General features: G+C 61.6%; 1 protein-coding gene. It reads left to right on the top strand.

Annotated features, from left to right (window positions below; translation table 11 throughout):
• Positions 1-52: 52 nt before the first annotated feature.
• Positions 53-23,023 carry an Ig-like domain-containing protein gene (locus L4923_RS16710; protein WP_239367087.1) on the top strand — a complete coding sequence of 7,657 codons (22,971 nt, stop codon included), beginning with the start codon at positions 53-55 and terminating at the stop codon, positions 23,021-23,023.
• The last annotated feature ends 25 nt before the right edge of the window (positions 23,024-23,048 follow it).

The raw sequence follows: 23,048 nt of genomic DNA, 5'->3' as shown, positions 1-23,048 counted from the left end.
AGGGGCTAAACTTCAAGGGGCGCTAATATTAGTGCCTCCTGCGGGTGCGGCCATGAATGAACGTCCTCGTCATAAGAGTTCTGGCGCAGCCGTCGATCCGGCCAATCTCCGCAAATCCTGGAACCGTTTAGCTACGGCGCTCATGGAACTGGAACAGCGTATCGCGTTTGACGCGGCAGGCGCTGTCACGGTCGAAAAAGCGCAACAAACCGATGTCGATCCGGCCCCTGTGAAGGAACTGCAGGACAGTGGTGCTGCTGCAGATCATGCGTCACTGGTAGAGGCTCTGAAACAACCAGCGGATGTGAGCGGCGAAACCCAGGCGCAGGATGATCAGCCGCAGGACGAGCAGCCTCAAGCCGATCATCCGGCACAGGTTGTTTTCGTCGACAGCTCAGTGCCAGACTACGATACGCTTCTGCAAAACATCGAAGGTGACTACGAAGTCGTTGTGCTCGACGCCGGCCAGGACGGCGTCGAGCAGATGGCCGACGTCCTGAAGGACATGAAGGATGTCGAGGCCGTGCACATCATTTCGCATGGCAGCCAGGGCAGTTTGAGCCTTGGGTCGGCGACAGTGACCGCCGACTCGATGATGGGCGAGTACGCGGATGAATTTCGAGGACTGCGTTCTTCGTTGAGCGCCGACGCCGATATCCTGATTTATGGCTGCGATTTTGCGGAGGGCGAAAGCGGGGCTCTTGCGGCAGACATGATGGGCCGTCTCACAGGCGCCGATATTGCAGCCTCCGTTGACCGCACCGGCGTAGCCGCACTCGGTGGCGACTGGGATCTTGAATATCGCTTCGGCGACGTGACAACCGACCTGGCGGTCGATCGCGACGCGCAGGACAGCTTCGCCGACCTGCTGACAGCCCCCGCATCGACGGGTGACGGTGCGCTTCTCATCTCGGTAGGCAAGACGATCTACAGTGTCGATGTGCTGACCGGCAAAGCAACAGCTATCACCACCGTCCCTGCAACGGTTGGGGGCATAGCTGTCGGTGACCCGATCAACTCCTTGGCCGTCGATCAGGTCAATGGCCTGATCTATTATACCGACAGTGCCGGCGCCGCCACCAATCGCGCCCTGTTTGCGTACGACTTCATCAACAACACCCACATCGTCATCGATTCCGATCTTACCAACAACGGAGCAGGCGCAAGCATCACCGTTGGAACGACGGGCGTCGGCAGCGGCGCTGCAGCGTTTTACAATGGGGCGCTTTACCTGGGTGTCGAGAACATCACCGGCAGCAACGATCAAATATTCAAGATTACCTTCACCAACAATGGCCGCACAGTCAGTACGGCTTCGACCTTCGGCGCGCAGATAACGGCGACGAACGACTGGGGCGATTTTGCCGTCGACGCTGCCAACAACGCGCTGCTGAGTATCTCCGGAACGACGGTCACACGATACAGCCTGACCGATGGCTCCATCCCCGGGAGCTACACCATCAGTGTCAGCGGCGCCCAGGGCGGCGGCGATCTCAACGGCAACACCTATCTGGTCGGCAACGTCATCCAGCGCATCAATCCGCTGACCGGTGCATCGGTAGGCTCTGCCGTCACGGTCACCACCAACGGCACGACGGCATTAACGGGAGCAAGCGACGCCACGACGTGGACTCCCGCCACCGGCTCCGTCGGCGACAAGATTTTCGATGACAACAATTCCAATGGAACATTCGACGCAGGCGATGTCGGGCTCGGCAACGTGACCGTCCAGTTGATCGACGACATCGACGGCGACGGGGTGATTGACGCGGGCGAGCGGGTGCTGGCCACCGATACCACTGACGCCAACGGCAATTATCTCTTCACCAATGTCTTGCCGGGGCAATACATTGTCCGGGTTACCGACACGAACGGCGTCGTCAACTCCGCGCCATCCACAACTGGCGGGCTGACCAGGACCGCCAGTCTGGCGCTCATTGGCGCCAGTTCTCTGACGGCGGACTTCGGCTTCGCCGTAAGTGCCCCCATCGTGGACTTGAACTCTGGCCTGACGACATCCGATATCATCACCAATGGTGGGTTTTCCGGTACGACCGGCTGGGCTGTAAGCGGCACAGGTGGAACCACCGCAAACGGTTTCGCCTGGTCGGCGGACAACAGCAGCGGAACGTTGACACAGTCTGGTGTGACCGGCTGGAATGTCGGACAGGCGCCCTCCGGCTCGGCGCAACTGGTCTTCGATTTCGGTTGGAACAACGGCAATCCCGATACGAATTCAGTCGCGACTCTGGAGATCTCCGTCGGTGGCGTGATCTATGCACGCATAACCTCCGGCGCTTCGGGGTCAAACACCGCTACCATCACCTATCTGAATGGCGCCTCCGGCAGCCCTGCCACGGTTGCGGCGACGACCTTTGGGAGTTGGGCGACGGTGCCGGTTACCATCAACCTGCCCACTACAGTCTCCGCCTCTGGTGCTTTGCAATTCTCATACAATTCCGGCGGCAATATCCTCCTGCCGGGTCGCGACGACTTCTTCATCGACAATGTCCGTGCGCTGACCCTGGTCGATGCGACGGCCGGCGTGGATTTCGCGACGTCTTATTCGGAAAACGGCGCCGCGGTATCGATCTCCGATACCGACAACACCGTCCGCGATTTGGACAGCGCCAACATGCGCTCTGCCACGATCGTCCTGACCAATGCCTTTGCCGGCGATGTACTCAATGTCGGTTCCTTGCCGTCTGGTATCACCGCCGTAACGGATACCTCCGTCGCGGGGCAGATCACGATCCGATTGACCGGCGTCGCGAGCAAGGCGGACTATGCCACGGCCATTCGTGCCATCACCTTCTCCAACACCGGTGATAATCCGTCGCCAACAAACCGTATCATCAATGTCATCGTCAATGACGGGTCGCAGGACTCTGCCGTCGCCACAACCACGATCACGGTCGTGGCCGTCAACGATGCGCCGGTGAACAGTCTTCCGGCCTCCGGCTGGACCACCAACGAAGACACCGGCGTCGCGCTCAACGGCCTATCGATAGCGGACCCGGATGTTGGCAGCGGCACCGTGACGGTTACCTTGTCCGTTGGCTCAGGTACGTTGGCGGCCACTTCAGCGGGCGGGGTGGCGGTGACGGGGTCCGGCACCGGAACGATCACCCTGACCGGCACGCTGGCCAACATCAATGCCTATCTGGCTACGAGTTCAGCCCCGGTTTACACCCCAGTGGCCAATGCCAATGGTCCTGTCACGCTGACCATGGTCACGAATGATGGCGGCGGCAGCGGCACTGGTGGCGCGCTTACCGATACCGATGTCCGCACCATCACGATAACGCCCATCAACGATGCGCCGACGATCGATCTCAACGGCGATCCCGCCGTGAGCGTGCCGGTATCGAACGGCGGTGCGTTCTCGCAGCCGAGCGTGGATGCGGGCGCTGAGCGCACCAGCACGCTCACATTTACCGTGGCAGGCAATCAGCTTGCCGACCAGACCCGTGCCGTCGTGGCCATGACGACGGTGGATGATGCGTTCCGGATCATCATCAACGGCAGAGCGATCACTTCAAGCATCATCGGCGTCGATTCCGCCAATGCTGCCGCAACCCGCCTCACCTTCGCCGACGGAACCTCGGTCGTAAGCGGATGGGTTGCTAATTCGAACGGCCTGCCGCGTGTCGAGGTGCGGATCACCGAGAGCGGAATTGAGTTCTGGGGGACACGGACCTCCACGTCGACGGTCCTGGAGCAGTTGTTCTATCCCACGACCACAGGCGGATTGCTTGCACTTCCGGATTTCATTGCCGGGACGAACACCATCGTCATCGCCAATCCCGATGGCAGCGGGCCTGAATCCATCAGCGGCGTCGTGAGCGTGACGACGCAGGATGTCGATTTTTCCTCCACTTACACCGAGGGCGGGGCGGGAGTTGCAATCGCCGACATCGACCGTGTCATTGGCGACGTTGACGACACCAACATGGAGTCGGCATCGATCGTCATCACCAATGGCAAGGCCGGCGATCTCCTTTCCGTGACTGGCGGCTTGCCTGCCGGGATAACGGCGAGTTGGAATGCCGCGACCTTCACGCTCACCTTGACGGGATCAGCCAGCAAGGCTGCCTATGAGACGGCCATCGGCCAGATCCGTTATTCATCGACATCGGACAACCCCACATTGGGTGGCACCGCAACGTCGAGAACCATCAATGTGACCGTCAATGACGGCGACATCAATTCGAACACGGCGGTCGCCACGATCACCATCACCGCGGTCAATGACGCGCCGGTCAATACGCTGCCTGCCGGCGGGTGGACGACGAATGAAGACACAAGCGTCACGTTGACTGGATTGGCCGTGACCGACCTCGACGCCAATGGCGGCACGATCACCGTCACGCTTTCGGTCGGATCCGGTACCTTGAACGCCTTAGCCGGAGGTGGGGTAGGCGTCGCCGGGTCCGGCACAGCCACGCTGACGCTGACAGGTACGCTTGCGGCCATCAACGCCTATCTGGGATCAGCATCCGCACCTGTCTATGTGCCGGTCGCCGATGCCAATGGCCCGATTACGTTGACCATGACCACCAATGACGGCGGCAACACAGGAACCGGCGGCGCGCTGACCGATGTCGATACCGCCACCATCACCATCGTTCCGGTCAATGACGCGCCGGTTCTTGATCTCGATGCTTCAGGCGCTGGAACGGGATTCTCCACCACCTACACCGAGAACGGTGCCGGCGTTGCGATTGCCGATACCGACAGCCTGATCACCGACATCGACAGCGCCAACATGACGTCGGCGACGGTGATCATCACCAACGGACAGGCCGGCGACGTGCTTTCGATCGCGGGCACACTCCCTGCAGGCATCACGGCAAGCTGGAATCCGGCAACCTTCACCTTGACGCTGACCGGCGCCGCTACCAAGGCGGCTTATGAAACAGCGCTGGAGCAGGTGCGTTACGCGTCGACTTCGGAAAATCCGTCGACAACGCCCCGCACCATCAATGTCACCGTCAACGACGGCACCGCCAATTCGAATACGGCGGTCGCGACCGTCAACGTCATCGCCGTCAACGATGCGCCGGTGAACACCGTCCCCGGGCCAGCGAGCGTTGCGGAGGACGTGCTGACCGCCATTTCCGGCATTTCGGTCGCCGATGTCGACAACGGCACGGTGACGGTGACGTTGTCGGTCGCAAACGGCATTCTTTCTCCGTCGGTCATCGCCGGAACGGTCACCGGCAACAACACGGCCACCATAACGATCTCCGGAACGGTGGCCCAGGTGAACGGCGTGCTTGCCTCGCTGCGCTATCAGGGCAACGCGGACTTCAATGGCAGCGATACACTGACGGTTTCCACCTCCGACGGGGCGCTGAACGATGTCGACACCGTCGCGATCACCGTGACGCCGGTCGCCGATATCGTTGCCGACAATGTCACGACGAACGAAGATACGCCGATCAGCTTCAACACAATAACCGGCACCAATGGAGCCTCGGCGGACAATTTCGAGAATGCCGGACGCGCAATCTCCGCGGTGACGCAGCCGCCGGCCGGCCAGGGCTCCGTTGCCTTCAATCCCGACGGCACCATCACTTACACGCCAGCCACGAATTTCAGCGGCACCACATCTTTCACCTACACGGTGACCTCCGGCGGTGTCACCGAAACCGCCACGGTCACCGTCACCGTCAATGCCGTCAACGATGCACCGGCCAACACGTTGCCGGCATCCGGTTGGGCAACGAACGAAGACACTGCGGTCGTGCTCACCGGCCTCTCCGTTGCCGATCCGGATGCCGCTGCCGGCACCATCACGGTCAGGTTGGACGTCGCCTCCGGCGCGTTGGCGGCGTCTGCCGGAGGTGGGGTCGCTATATCCGGTTCAGGCAGCGGTTCGCTCACGCTCACCGGCACGCTGGCCGACATCAATGCCTACCTGGCCTCTGCGTCCGCCCCGGTGTTCACGCCGGCCGCCAACGCGAATGGCCCAGTTGCGTTGACGATGACCACCAATGATGGCGGCAACACAGGTTCGGGCGGTGCGCTCACCGACGTCGACACGCGCACGATCACCGTCGCTGCTGTCAACGATGCGCCGGTCAACACCATGCCGGCTAGCTATGCCACGAACGAGGATACCGCTCTTGGCCTGACCGGGCTGCAGATTGCCGATGTCGACGCAGCGAGCGGCACCATGACCGTGGTGCTGACCGTCTCTTCGGGCAGCCTCACGGCAACCGCCGGCGGCAGCGTGACGGTGGCGGGTTCCGGAACTTCTTCCATCACGTTGACGGGCACGCTGGCCAACATCAATGCCTTCCTGGCTGGCGCGTCGCGTCCGTCTTTCGTCCCCGCGGCAGACTTCAACGGCCCAGTATCGCTGACAATGACCACCAGCGACGGTGGCAACACCGGCGCGGGCGGCGTGCTGAGCGCCACCGACACCCGTACGATCACAGTCAATCCGGTCAACGATGCGCCTGTCCTGGATCTCGATGCGTCCGGCGCGGGCACCGGCTATTCGACCAGCTATACGGAAAATGGCGCCGGTGTTGCGATCGTCGACGCCGACAGCCTGATCACCGACATAGACAGCGCCAACATGGCATCGGCGACGATCGTCATTGCCAACGGCCAGCCCGGCGATGTCCTGTCCGTTTCCGGTGCTTTGCCGACGGGTATCACCGCCGCATGGAACCCGGCGACGTTCACGTTGACCTTGACCGGTTCCGCCAGCAAAGCGGCCTACGAGACGGCGCTCGAGCAGGTGCGCTATTCGTCGACCTCCGATGATCCCTCGACCGTCAACCGCACGATCAATGTGGTCGTCAACGATGGAAGCACCGACTCGAATGTCGCCGTGGCGACGGTTTCAGTGACAGCGGTCAACGATGCTCCGGTCAACACGCTTCCGGCAGCCGGCTGGACGGTTGATGAGGATACCCTCCTGCCGCTTGCCGGGCTGTCCGTGAGCGATCCCGACGCCGGTGCCGCTCCCATGACCCTTACACTGAGCGTTGGCTCAGGAACATTGGCAGCCGGCAATGCCGGAGGCGTCATCGTGACGGGGTCGGGCAGCGGCTCGATCACCCTCACAGGTACGCTCGCGTCGATCAACGCCTATCTGGCCTCGGCGTCGAGGCCGGTCTATTCGCCGGTCGCGGACTTCAACGGGTCGGTCACGCTGACGATGACGACCAGCGATGGTTCGCTCAGCGATACCGATACGCGCACGATCACCGTGGCCCCGATCACCGATATCGCCAACGACGCGGTCACCACGAACGAGGACACGGCTGTCACGATCAACGTGAACGCCAATGACAGCTTTGAGAATTCCGGCCATACCATCACCGCGATCAATGGCACGTCAATCGTAACCAATGGCGCCGTGGCCGTCGCCAATGGCACGGTCAGGCTGAATGCCGACGGCACGCTGACCTTCACGCCGGCCGCCGACTACAACGGCGCCGCAAGCTTCAATTACACGGTCGCGTCCGGTGGCGTGACGGAAACGGCAGCGGTCAATGTCACGATAACCGCGGTCAATGATGCACCGGTCAATACCGTTCCTGGAGCGCAGACGATTGCCGAAGACACGCCGCTGGCTGTCGGTGGCGTGAGCGTGAACGATGTCGATGGCGGTACGCTGACCACCACATTGACGGTCACCAACGGCACGCTATCCGTTGCGGCCAGCGGCGCGACGATTGGCGGAAACGGCACCGCGACCGTTACCATTTCGGGCACCGCGGCGCAGATCAATGCGGCACTGGCCGGTCTCGTCTATAATGCGACGGCCGACTATTACGGACCGGCGCAACTGACCGTGCAGACCTCGGACGGAGCGCTTTCTGACACCGATTTCGTGGCGATCACGGTCACCCCCGTGGCGGATATCGTCGCCGACTCCGTGACGACGAACGAGGATACGCCGATCAGTTTCAACGTGCTGACCGGAACCAACGGCGCCTCGGCGGACAATTTCGAGAACGGTGGCCGCGTCGTTTCCGCCGTCACCCAGCCGCCTGCAGGGCAGGGCACGGTCACATTCAATGCGGACGGCACCATCACCTACACGCCGGCAGCCGATTTCAACGGCACGACTAGCTTCACCTATACAGTGACCTCGGGCGGCGTGACCGAAACGACGACGGTGACGGTGACGGTCAATCCCATTAACGATGCACCGGTCAACACCGTGCCGGGTGCGCAGTCCACCGCCGAAGACACCACGCTCGTGTTTGCTTCTGCTACGGGCAACGCCATCACCGTGAGCGACGTTGATGGGAACGTCATGACGGTGACGGTCACGGTCACCAATGGCACCTTTTCGCTTTCCGGAACGACAGGGCTGACATTCAGCGCGGGCGACGGTACGGCCGACCAGACGATGACATTTTCCGGCACGGCGGCGGCGATCAACGCTGCGCTTGCCGGGGCGGGTTACGCTCCGACCGCCGACTATAATGGGCCTGCGCTGCTCACGATCCAGACGTCCGACGGCGCGCTTTCTGACACCGACACGATTGCGATCTCCATCTCACCCGTTGCCGACATCACCAATGACACGGCGTCGACTGCTGAGGATACGCCGGTCACGATCTCGGTGCTTGCCAATGACAGTTTCGAGAATCCCGGCAGAACCATATCTGCGGTCAACGGCATTGCCGTTACGCCTGGCGGGCCTGCGGTCGCGATGGCAAATGGTACCGTGGCATTGAATGCCGCCGGACAGCTTATCTTCACACCGACGACCGATTTCAATGGCAATGCCAGTTTCACCTATACGGTTTCATCCGGTGGCGTGACGGAAACGGCGACGGTCAACGTTGCGGTGGCTTCTGTCAACACACCGCCCATCAACACCTTGCCTTCGGCTTTCAACACGCTGGAAGACACCTCTGTCGCGCTGGCCGGATTGCAGGTGGCTGATGCGGACGCCGGCAGCGGCAGCATTTCCGTGACCCTGTCCGTCGACGCCGGCACCTTGTCTGCGGCCACTGCGGCCGGCGTCACCATCAACGGATCCGGCACCGCGACGATCACCCTTTTCGGCACGCTGGCCGATATCAACGCTTATCTCGCCGGCGCCACGCGCCCGACTTTCACACCTGCCGCCAATGCGACCGCCAATGTAACGCTGACCATGACGACCAGCGACAACGGCAATACGGGCGGTCCGGCGCTTGTCGATATCGACACCGCAACCATCACCATCACTCCGGTAAACGATGCTCCCTCCGGCGCCGATCGCGCCGCGACGATCGCAGAAGATACCACCTATACCTTCACCGCGTCCGACTTCGGGTTTTCCGATCCGAACGACAGCCCGGCCAATGCTCTCGCTGCGATCGTCATCACCAGCATTCCGGCCAATGGTGTGCTTTCACTGGGTGGAACACCTGTCGTGGCGGGACAGGTCATCACGGCAGCCAACATCGCGAACCTGACCTGGACGCCGGCCGCCGATGCGAGCGGGACGGCGCTGGCCTCCTTCACGTTCCACGTGCGCGACAATGGCGGCACGGCGAATGGCGGACAGGATACCGATCCGACGCCGAATACTTTCACCTTCAACGTTACCGCCGTGAACGACGCCCCGATCAACACGCTGCCGTCATCGTTTGGCGTGAACGAGGATACTGCGCTTGTCCTGACCGGATTGCGGGTTAGCGACGTCGATGCCGGCGCAGGACCCATCACCATCACTTTGGGGGTGAGCTCCGGCACTTTGTCCGCTTTGTCTGGTGCTGGCGTCAACGTCACCGGATCCGGCAGCGGTACGATCGTGCTCACCGGCACGATCACCGATCTCAATGCCTATCTTGCCTCGGCGTCGCGGCCGACGTTCAATCCGTCCGCGAATTTCAACGGCCCGCTCACGCTCACCATGACGACCAGCGATGGTGGCAATACCGGTTCCGGCGGCGTGCTGGCCGATACCGATACCGCCATCATCACCGTGGCGCCGATCAACGATGCACCGGTGGGCTCGAACACCGCGTTCGTCACCAACGAGGATACGCCCTTCAACGGTACCTTGCCGATCGCGACGGATGTCGACGGTGATCCGTTGACCTATGGCGCGGGCGCAACGGCGCCAGCGCACGGCACCGTCGTCATCAATGCAAATGGCACCTATACCTATGCGCCGGCGGCCAATTTCAGCGGCTCCGACACCTTCACCTATACGGTGACGGATGGCACGGCGACGGTCGAGTACACCGTGACGGTGACGGTCAATCCGATCAACGATGCACCCGTGGCAGTCGGCGACACCGCACAGACCAATGCCAACACGCCGGCCAACGTCAATGTGCTGGCCAATGATACCGACGTTGACGGCGACGTGCTGACGGTTTCGCAGGTGAATGGATCCTCCGCCAACATCGGAACGGCCGTGGGCGGTTCCAACGGCGGGACCTTCACAATCGGCGCGGATGGTGTCGCAATCTTCAATCCCGCTGGTGCGTTTGCCGATCTGGCGGCTGGTCAGACGCGGACGACCTCAGTCACCTATCAAGCCTCTGACGGCCATGGCGGCTTCTCGACGGCGACGCTCACGATCACCGTCATCGGAACCGACGACGCTCCGGTTTCGACGCCGATTGCCAACCAGACATCCAACGACGCCCAGACGGTCAGCTTCAACGTCAGCGGCAATTTCAGCGATCCGGACGCCGGCGACACGCTGACATTCACCGCGACAGGTCTGCCTGCCGGGCTCACGATCGATGCCGCGACCGGCGTCATCTCAGGAACCATCGATCGCAGTGCGAGCGTGACCGGGCCTTACTCGGTGACGGTTGTCGCCATCGACAGCAGCGGACTGCAGGCCAGCCGCACCTTTACCTGGACCGTGCTCAATCCGGCTCCCGTCGCACGCAACGATGCAGTTGCGACCACCGAAAACAGCACCGTGAGCGGTTCGGTGTTCGCCGACAATGGCAGCGGTGCCGACAGCGATCCTGATGGTGATCCGATCACGGTCGCAGCAGTCAATGGCAGTGCGGCGGGCGTGGGGACGGCCATTGCAGGCTCCAGCGGCGGCACCTTCACCACCAATGCCGACGGCACCTACAGTTTTTTACCCGGAACCGGTTTCGACGATCTCGCTGCCGGTCAGACGCGGACCACGTCCGTCAGCTACACCATATCGGACGGGCAGGGCGGTACTTCGACCGCCACGGTCGTGGTTACGGTTACCGGGCAGAACGATGCGCCGGTGGCGGTCAACGATACGTTTGTGACCAGTGAGGACACACCCGTCACCTTCGACGTGCGCACCAATGACAGCGACGTCGATGGCGGCACGATCACGGTCACGCAGATCGAGGACCAGAACATCGCACCCGGCGGTACCGTCGCTGTGACCGGCGGTACCGTGACTCTGAATGCTGACGGTACGCTGACATTCACGCCGGCCCCCGACTTCAATGGCTCGCCTTCCTTCACCTATACCATCTCTGATGGACAGGGCGGAACGGGCACCGGAACCGTCAACGGCACGGTCAATCCCGTCCAGGACTCGCCGGTGGCGGCGAACGATACATTCGTCACCAATGAAGACACTGCGGTCACCGTGGATGTTCTTGCCAATGACAGCGACCCTGACAGAGACCCGCTTTCCGTAACGCAGATCAATGGCACGGACATCGTGCCCGGCAGTTCTGTAGCCGTTACCGGCGGCACGGTGACGCTGAACGCAGACGGCACCTTGACCTTCACGCCGGCTGCGAATTTCAACGGCTCGCCGTCTTTCACCTATACGATTTCCGATGGCCATGGCGGCACGGCCAGCGCGACTGTCAACGGCACGGTCAATCCCATCCAGGATCCGCCAGTCGCCGCGAACGATGCCTTCACCACCAATGAGGACACGGCGGTCACCTTCGATGTCCGTGGCAATGATGGCGATCCTGATGGGGACCCGCTTTCGGTCACGCAGATCAATGGCACCAACATTGCGCCCGGCAACTCAATTGCCGTCACGGGCGGCACGGTGACGTTGAACGCAAACGGCACGCTGACCTTCACGCCGACGGCCAACTTCAACGGCTCGCCGTCCTTCACCTATACCGTGTCGGACGGGCAGGGCGGTGTTGCCACCGCCACCGTCAACGGCACAGTCGTGGCGGTCAACGATGCACCGGTGGCCAATGACGATACGTTCACCACGGATGAAGATACGGCTACCGTCTTCGATGTCAGGACGAATGACAGCGATGTCGAGGCCGACGCGCTTTCGGTTACGCAGATCAATGGCCAGAACATCGCCGCGGGCAGTTCTGTGGCGGTTGCCGGCGGCACCGTCTCGCTGGGCGTCGACGGGCGCCTGACCTTCACGCCTGCCGCCGATTTCCACGGTTCCCCATCCTTTACCTACACGATCTCGGATGGGCATGGTGGTACGGCCACCGCGACCGTGACGGGCACCGTCAACCCGGTCAACGATGCGCCGGTAGCGGTCGCCGACAGCTTTACGACGAACGAGGACACGCCGGTCGTCATCAACGTGCGCTCCAATGACAGCGACGTCGATGGCGACACGATCACGATCACCCAGATCAACGGCACGGCCATCGCGGTGGGCGCGTCGGTCTCGGTCACCGGCGGCAGCGTCATGCTCAATGCGGATGGAACGCTGACATTCGCGCCGGACGCGAATTTCAACGGCAATCCAAGCTTCACCTACACGATCTCCGACGGCAATGGCGGCTCTGCGACCGCAACGGTCAGCGGAACGGTCGCGGCGGTAAACGACGCGCCGGTGTCTTCCGATACGACTGTCACCACACCGGAGGACGGCACGCTCAATGGCACCTTGCCACCGGCAAGCGATGTCGACGGCGATACCGTCACCTATGCGGCCGGATCGACCACGCCGGCACACGGCACGGTCACCATCAATGCGAACGGCACTTACTCCTATGTGCCGGCTCCAAACTTCAACGGCTCCGACAGCTTCAGTTTCATCGTCAGTGACGGCAACGGCGGCACCAACGAATACACGGTGACGGTGAACGTCACGCCGCAGAACGATGCGCCTGTCGGCACTCCTATTCCCGACCGCTCCAGCCAGGATGGTGCGGCAGTGAATGTCAGCATCGCCGGCTTCTTCAGCGATATCGATGGTGACACGCTGAGCTTTAGCCAAACCGGCTTGCCGGCGGGTTTGAGCATCGGCGCCAATGGCGTCATTTCCGGCACCATCGATCGCCAGGCCAGCCAGGGCGGGCCTGGCGCCAACGGCATCTACACCGTCACGATTACAGCGAGTGATGGTCATGGCGGCACCGCCAGCCAGACCTTCACCTTCACCGTTGGCAATCCTCCGCCGGTAGCGGTCAACGATACGGCCGTCACCAACGAGGACACACCGGTCACCATCAATGTCCTGGATGGTTCTGCCAGCGGCGGTGCTGCCGACAGTGACCCTGATGGGGATCCACTGACGGTGATCTCTGCCAGCGCGGCGAACGGCGCGGTCACCATTGGGGCGAATGGTCAGATCACCTATGTGCCGAACAGCAATTTCAACGGCACCGACATCATCACCTACACCATCTCGGATGGTAACGGTGGCACTGCTACGGCGACGGTCACGGTTACGGTCAATCCGGTCAACGACGCGCCATCGGGCACGCCGATCGCCGATCGGACGCGCAATGACGGCGATACGGATTCCATCAACGCTTCAGCTTTCTTTGCCGATGTCGATGGAGACACGTTGGCCTATTCTGTCACCGGGCTGCCGGCCGGTCTCACCATTGATGCCGCCACCGGGGTGATTTCCGGAACGATCGCACATGATGCGTCCGGCCCGACCGGAGAACGTGTCTATACCGTCACGGTGAGCGCAAGCGATGGCCATGGCGGCACGATGCCGATCACGTTCCGCTACACCGTCCTCAATCTTCCACCGGTGGCCGAGAACGATACGGCGACGACGACCGAGGATACGCCGGTCGACATCCCGATCCTTGCCAATGACAGCGATCCCGACGGCGACGATGCCGAGGTTATCCGCGTCAACAACATCGTGCTGACCGTGGGTGGGCCGGGGGTTGCGACAAGCAATGGTCTGGTCCAGCTCGTGCTCGACGGATCGGGCCAGCAGGTTCTGCGCTTCACGCCGAACGCGGACTACAATGGACAGGAGGCGTTCACCTACACGATCGACGACGGCAATGGTGGGGTGGATACCGCAACAGTCACGATCACGGTGGTTGCCGAAAACGATGACCCGGTCGTCACCAATCCGATCCCCGACCGGGTGAGGGCGGATGGACAATCGTTCACCTACGATACCAGCGACTTTTTCAACGATCCGGACGGCGATGGCCTTAACTACGTCATCACCGGGCTGCCGGCAGGTCTCACCTATGATCCCTTGACCGGCATCATTTCCGGTATGATCGACCATAATGCGAGCCAGGGCGGTAGCGGAGGCGTCTATACCGTCACAATCACCGCCTATGACAGGCCGGGCGGTACCGGCCTCTCTGTCGCCCAGAGTTTTGACCTGACGGTGACAAATCCTCGTCCAGTTGCCATCAACGATACGGTGACCGTCAACGAAGACGCCGTGGCGGTTTTCAACGTATTGACCGGAGCTGGCACGACAAGTGGAGCGTCAGGTGCCGATACGGATCCGGACGGCGACATACTCACAGTCACCGCCGCCAGCGCCGGCAACGGGACCGTGATCATCGGTGCCAATGGTCAGCTGACCTATACGCCGAAGGCGAATTTCAACGGAACCGACACGATCATTTACACGATCTCGGACGGTCAGGGCGGCACATCGACCGCGACGGTCACAGTCACGGTCAACGCCGTCAACGATGCGCCGATCTCCCAGGACATCGCCAACAGGATCGACAATGACAGCCAGATCATCGCCCCGCAGTCATTTGCCCCTTATTTCGAGGACATCGACGGCGACACGCTGACTTACACCGTTACCGGCTTGCCGCCTGGGCTGACCTTCAATGCCGCGACCGGCGAGGTGAGCGGAACAATCGACTCCGGCGCATCCACAGGAGGGCCTGCGGGCAATGGCGTCTATACGGTCACCATCGTTGCCAGTGACGGCAGCCTGACCGCCACCGAGACTTTCACCTGGTTCATCGACAATCTCCCGCCGACCGCCTTTGACGACACCCTGACGGTCAACGAAGATGCAGGCGCGACAGGTGGCAACGTTCTTACAAATGACATCGATCCCGACGGCGATGGCTTTGCAGTCTCTGCGGTGGAGGGACAGACTGTGGTGCCCGGGTCGCCTGTCACCGTCACCGGTTCGAGCGGCGGCACCTTCACCATAAACGCCGATGGCAGCTACACGTTTGTTGCCGGTCCAGTCTTTTCCGACCTTCAGGCCGGCGAGACGCGGACGACAACGATCGTCTATACCATTCGCGACGACGATGGCGGGCTCGACACGGCGACCTTGACGGTGCTTGTCACCGGCGTCAACGACAGTCCGACTGTGGATGCCATTCCCAGCTATACGCGCGCCGATGGCCAGTCGATGACCAGCAATCCGTTGAATATCTCGACCTTTTTCCACGACGTGGAAAGTGACGCGCTGACTTTCAGCGCCACGGGTCTGCCGTCCGGCCTCACAATGGATGCCGCAGGCAACATCACCGGCGTCATCGCCAACAACGCGTCGGTGAACGCCCCCTACACCGTGACCGTGACCGCAAATGACGGCAACGGTGGCTCGGTCATCCAAACCTTCACATTCAACGTGACGAACCCGGCACCGACTGCGGCCAATGACACCGCTTCGACGGCGGAAGACACGCCCATTGAAAGCATCAACGTTCTAGGGAACGACACCGATCCCGACGGAGACATTCTGTTCGTCGATCCTGCGTTCCCACCCCAGGCTGGTCATGGAACCGTCTCCATCAATGCCGATGGGACGCTGCGCTATGTCCCGAACCCCGACTACAACGGTACCGACACCATCGTCTACCGGATCAGCGACGGCCAGGGAGGGTTCAGCACCGGTGTGGTGACCGTCAACGTCGGCGCTGAGAACGATCCGCCGAGTGTCACGCCCATCCCGGACATCCTGCGCAATGATAGCGATACTTTCAGTCTCGACGTCACCGGCAACTTCTCCGACCCGGAAGGCGACCCGCTGACTTATACGATCACCGGTTTGCCGCCGGGGCTCACCTATGATCCCGCAACCGGCGTGGTCTCCGGCAAGATCGCACCGGATGCTTCCGGTCCGACCGGTCGCCAGACCTACATCGTCACGGTAACGGCCAGCGACGGCTTCCCGGGAGGCAGTGCGGCCACGCAATTCGCCTTCGTTGTCGAGAATCTGGCGCCGGAGGCAAACAACGATACCGCAACGACTGCAGAAGATACGCCGGTCAACATTCCGGTCCTGGCGAATGACCGCGACCCGGACGGCGATGACGGCGTCGTCATCAGCGTCAACGGCGTAGATCTGATCCTCAACGGCCCATCCGTGCAGACGACGAATGGCTCGGTGCAACTCGTAATGGACGGCAGCGCGATGGTGCTGCGGTTTACGCCGAACCCGAACTACAACGGCACGGAATCCTTCACCTATACGATCGACGACGGCAACAGCGGCGTCGACACTGCAACGGTGACGATCACCGTCACGCCGGTGAACGATGCGCCGGTGGCAAGCACCATCCCGGATCTTTCCCGCCCGGATTCGTCGACCGTCAACCTGAACATATCCGGTTACTTCAGTGACGTGGACGGCGACGATCTCGACTATGCGATCACCGGCCTGCCACCAGGCCTGACGTTTGATCCCGAAACCGGGCTCATCACGGGAACGCTGACCGCAAACGCATCGCAAAACAGTCCATACACGGTGACGGTCGTGGCGAACGACCGTGAGGGCGGGAGTGGCCTGTCGGCAACGACGACCTTCATCTTTACGGTGACGAACCCAGCGCCGGGGGCCAATAACGACACGGTCGTCACCAATGAGGACACGGCTGTTACGTTCAATCCGATCACGGGCGTCGGAACCACCAGCGGTGCTGCCGGTGCGGATGTTGATCCGGATGGAGATCCTCTCACCGTCACGCAGATCGGTGGTCAGCCTATCGCAGTCAACGGGACCGTGTCGGTCACCAACGGAACCGCTCGGCTCAATGCCGACGGCACGCTGACCTTCACCCCGTCCGCCAATTTCAACGGCACGGCCATCATCAACTACCGTGTCAGCGACGGCAATGGTGGCTTCGACGATGCATCGATCTCGGTCACCGTAAACGCGGTCAACGATGTTCCCTCAATCGACCTGAATGCGTCGACAGCCGGCACTGGCCACGATGCTACCTATGCCGAAGGCGACAGCCCGGTGACCATCGCCCATGGCGATGCTATCGCTCTTGATGCCGAAGACCAGATCGTGCGCCTCGACATCGCGCTTGCCGGTTTTGTCGACGGCAGTGCGGAACGTATCCATCTGAACGGATCCGTGGATCTGATCTATGGAACAGCCCGCAACGGGACCATCAGTTTTGGCGGCACCACCTTTGCCTTTACCTATGATGGCGCCGGCAGCCTGCATTTCGAGAATGCCGCCGGTGCGACCGTTCCCATGACGGGCAGTGCTGTAAGCGCTCTCGTCCGCGCTCTGCAGTACGACAACACCAGCGACAATCCGACGACCGGAGCGCGCACGTTGACGTTCACGGTTACCGATGCCGAAGGGGCAATTTCACCAACGGCGGTGGCGACAATCTCGGTCGCACCAGTGAACGACAATCCGATCGCGGTCGATGACACCTCGACAACCGGAGAAAATACGCCGCTGACCGGCGCCGTGCCGGGCGTGCTCGGCAATGACAGCGATCCCGAGGGAGACGCGCTGATGGTGACCGCCGTCAACGGCGGCGCGGTCGGGACGACGGTGGCTGGTTCGAATGGCGGCAGCTTCATCATCAATGCCGACGGCAGCTACAGCTTCGATCCGTTGACGGCCTTCGATGATCTCCAGGTCAACGAAACCCGTTCAACAACCGTCACCTACACGGTCTCAGACGGCCATGGCGGAACCGCCACGGCGACACTGACGGTTGTCGTGTCCGGTGCCAACGACGCTCCGGTCGGGGCAGGCGACAGCATCTCGACGGCTGAAGACACGCCGTTTACAGGAACGTTGCCGGTGGCGACGGATGTCGACGGTGACACGTTGACTTACGCGGCCGAGGTACAACCGGCCCACGGCACCGTGTCGATCAGCACGAACGGCACCTACATCTACACGCCGGCGCCGGACTACCATGGACCGGACAGCTTTACCTATACGGTCTCCGACGGAACGACATCGGTGACCTACACAGTGTCCATCGACGTTCTGCCTGGTCAGGATGCTCCGGTCGGGCGCGACATCCCCAACGCTGTCTATAGCGACGCCCAGACGGTATCGTTCAACGTTTCCGGGTACTTCAGCGATGTCGACGGTGACACACTCACCTTCTCGCAGACGGGCCTGCCCGATGGGTTGGTGTTCGATCCGGTCACGGGCCTGATCTCAGGCCAGGTGGCCAGCAATGCCTCGCAGGTCGGTGGCGGCATCTACACGGTCACCATCACCGCACGGGATACCGCCGGCAACACGGCGAGCGAGACCTTTACGATTACGGTGACCAATCCGGCACCGATTGCCCGCGACGACAGTGTCGCGACGGCGGAAAACACGCCGCTATCCGGCTCGGTGTTTGCCAACAACGGCAATGGCGCGGACAGCGACCCGGATGGGGACACGATCGCGGTCAGCGCCGTCAACGGCCAGGCAGCGAATGTCGGAGGAGCTGTTATCGGCTCCACGGGCGGAAGCTTCACCGTCAATGCCAACGGCACCTTCACTTTCGATCCCGGAGCGGATTTTGATACGCTGAAACCCGGCGAGAACCGCACCACCAGCATTGTCTACACCATCTCGGACGGGCAGGGCGGAACGTCGACCGCAACATTCACGGTGACGGTGCATGGCCAGAATGATGCGCCCGTCGGATCGAATACGTCCATCAGCACCCTGGAAGATACGCCTTTCAACGGCACTCTGCCGGTGGCAACGGATGTCGATGGCGATCCGCTCTCTTATGGTGTCGGATCGCAGCCGACAAACGGCACGGTGACGATCAATCCGAACGGTACCTACACCTATACGCCGAATGGCAATTACAACGGTCCGGACAGTTTCACCTACACCGTCACCGACGGCACCAGCGTGGTGACCTACACGGTTTCGGTGGCGGTGGGCCCAGTCAACGATGCTCCGGTTGCCCAGGACAACACCCACACGACCGCGGAAGACATCCCCGTCAGTGGGGCCATCAGCTTTACCGACATAGACACTCCGACTGCGCAGATCTCGGTCGTGCTGGAGACCGCTCCGGCCAGCGGAACTGTGGTCGTCAATGCGAACGGCACCTATATCTATACGCCGAACGCGAATTTCCACGGCATAGACAGTTTCGTGGTGCGCGTCGCCGATCCTGATGGTGGTTTCGATCTGGCAACGGTGACGATCACTGTGACACCGGCGAACGATGCTCCCGTTGCCGTCGATGACACAGGCGCAACGACGGAAAACGCCAGCACGTCCGGCAACGTTATTCTCGATCCCCCAGGCCGCGATAGCGATATCGACGGGGATACCTTGATCGTGGTCGGGGTTGGCGCGCCGACGGGCGGTGTCGGTTCTCCGATTTCGGGCAGCAATGGCGGCAGGTTCGTGATCCAGCCCGACGGCTCGTTCCAGTTCGAGCCAGGTGCGGATTTCGACAATCTTGCCGCGGGCCAGACACGCACCACCAGCGTTACCTACACGGTCTCGGATGGCCAGGGTGGCACGGCTTCGGCAACGCTCACGATCACCGTGACCGGCACGAACGATGCACCGAATGCAACGACATTGCCGCCTCAATCGAGCGCGGACGGCGCCGCTGTCTCCATATCCCCCGGCTCAGCTTTCTCGGATATCGATATCGGCGATGTGCTGACATTTGATGTCACCGGACTGCCGCAGGGGCTGATTTTCGACCCCGCCACCGGCACAATCACCGGCACCATCGACCGCGATGCGTCGGGACCGACCGGCACCCGGGACTATTCCGTCACCGTCACCGCTACAGATCTCAATGGTGCCACGGTGACCCGCAGCTTTGTCTGGACGATAACCAACCCAGGCCCCGATGCGGTCAACGACAATGTCAACGTAACCGAAGACGGCACCCTCACGGGATCCGTGCTTGCCGACAACGGCAACGGACCCGACAGCGACCCGGATAGCGATCCTCTTTCGGTTTCACTGGTGACGGGGCCGGCAAGCGGCACGCTGATCCTGAACCCCGATGGAACCTTCACCTACAATCCAGGTGCAAACTTCAATGGCGTCGACAGCTTCGTCTATCGGGTCAGCGACGGCAATGGCGGGTTCGATACGGCGACGGTGACCATCACCGTTACGCCGGTCAATGACAGCCCGGTTGCCGGCAACGACAGCTTTGCCATCGATGAGGACGGCTCCGTCGATATCGCGGTGCTCGGCAATGACAGCGACATTGATGGTGATCCGCTGACGATAACCGAGATCAACGGACAGTCGATCGTCGTCGGTGGCGTCGTGGCCGTGACGGGCGGCACGGTGACCCTCAACGCTGACGGCACGCTGCACTTTACCGCCGATCCGGATTTCAATGGTGCACCTTCCTTCACCTACACGGTGTCGGATGGCACGGCCAGCGTCCAGACAACCGTCCGGGGGACGGTGGGAGCAGTCAACGATGCCCCCGTCAACACCCTGCCGCCGACATTCAACGGCACGGAAGATCAGCCACTGACCCTCACCGGCCTGTCGGTATCCGATGCCGATGCAGGCGGCGGAACGATCCAGGTAACGCTTGCCGTGGATGCGGGCACATTGACCGCCAATTCAGGGGGCGGCGTCATCGTGTCAGGATCCGGCAGCGGATCCATCATCCTGTCGGGAACACTTGCCGACATTAACGCCTACCTGGCCAGCGGCCTTGCCCCCGTCTACCAGCCGGTAGCCAATTCGAATGCTCCGGTGACGTTGACGATGGTCACCGACGACCAGGGCAACAGCGGTAGTGGCGGCGCCTTATCCGATACGGATACGGCGATGATCCTGCTCCAACCGGTCAACGATGCGCCGGTGGCCTTGGGCAATTCTCATGTCACGCCCGAAGATACTCCCGTTGCGGGTAGGATCGTTGCATCTGATGTCGATGGTGACGCGTTGACCTTTGCGCTGGTCGGACAGCCTGGCAACGGAACCGTCGTGCTCAATGCGGACGGCACTTATGTCTACACGCCCAACGCTGATTTCAGCGGCAGCGAAATCTTTGAGATTGTTATCGATGACGGTCATGGCGGCGCGACGACCGTCGCGGTGACGGTGACCGTCACACCGGTGAATGACAGCCCGGTCGGACGTGACACCACGATCACCGCGAAGGAGGATCTGCCTGTCTCGGGAACTCTGCCCGCGGCGACCGATCCGGAAGGCGATCCGTTAACCTATGGCCTGGGCTCGCCGCCCGCGCATGGTACGGTAGTGGTTAATGCCGATGGGACCTACACCTATACGCCCAATCCGGACTACAACGGGTCCGACAGTTTCACCTATACGGTGAGCGATGGCACGAACACGGTGACGTATACCGTTTCCGTCAATGTGACACCGGTCGACGACAGGCCGGTCGGCTCGGATGACAATGTCGCCACCGATGAAGATACGCCGATCAGCGGCAGGCTGCCGGTGGCAGTCGATCCCGACGGCGACCCGCTGACCTATGGTCTTGGTTCGCAAGCGGGACACGGTACCGTTACGGTCAATGCCGACGGAACCTACACTTACACCCCGAGCCTCAACTACAATGGGGCCGACAGCTTTACCTACACGGTGAACGACGGCACCAGCACGGTGACCTATACCGTCTTCATCAATGTCAGGCCGGTTAATGATGCGCCTGTCGGATCCAATGCCGACATTGAGGTCCAAGAGGGGACGTCTGTTGTCGGCAAGTTGCCTGTGGCTACCGACGCTGAAGGCGATCCGCTGACCTATGGTGTCGGCTCGCAACCGGGACATGGCACCGTCACGGTCAACGCAGACGGCACCTATGCCTATACGCCTGCTCCGGGCTACAGCGGCCCTGACAGCTTCACCTATTCGGTGAGCGACGGCACGAACATGGTGGTCTATACCGTTGCGATCAATGTCCGCGCATCCGGTGGACTTCCGACGCTCGAGATCGACCCGCCGATGGTTTTCCCGGAGGAGCGCGAGCAGATTTCCGAGCGGCCTCAGATGGTGGTCCAGGGAGAGGTCCTGCAGTCTATCGGGGACCTCGGAGGTATTTCCGATCGCATTACTGCGGATGGGCCAATCGACAGCGTCGTCAATGCCTTTGGCACGCTGAACGGCATCTCCGGCCTTCCGGCTGAAGGCGCGGTTCTTCATGTCGTCAGGCAGATCGGCGAATGGTCCGATAGCACGAAGCGGATCGATGATCTCATTGTCAAGCCGCTGCGTGGCGGTTCGAGCATCGATGTCAGCAGTGCAGGCGGCGAGCATACTTGGTTCAAGGTCGACGCGATCCTCGATCAAGGCCTCATCTATGTTCTCATCTCGGCGCGCGAGGGAGGTGCTGCCGTCGAATTCCGCGTGACACAGGCTGACGGCAGGGCGCTGCCGGAATGGTTGAGCGTAACCAGTCGCGGCGTGACCATTGGTCAGGTGCCTGCGGGCTCGCCATTCATCGATCTGCGCGTTCAGGCTGTGGTCGAAGGAGGTGTCGTGGAAGACACGTTCAGGGTTGATCTGCTCACCGGAACTATCCTGGATCATGCAGCGGATCGCAGGGCCGACCTGGACAGTGGCTTCTTCTCGACCAGGCTCGACCAGGAGCTTGATGGTGGGATCGAAGAGGCAAACCTACTCGTAAAAGCGCTGCAAGGGTGGTCCGGCCTTGATGCGACGTAGGTCCAACTCAACGACCGGACTCCAG

Origin of the sequence: Terribium retamae, assembly GCF_022347545.1 — a bacterium.
GTDB classification, from domain to species: domain Bacteria; phylum Pseudomonadota; class Alphaproteobacteria; order Rhizobiales; family Rhizobiaceae; genus Mesorhizobium; species Mesorhizobium retamae.
This window is presented reverse-complemented; position numbering and strand designations above follow the sequence as displayed.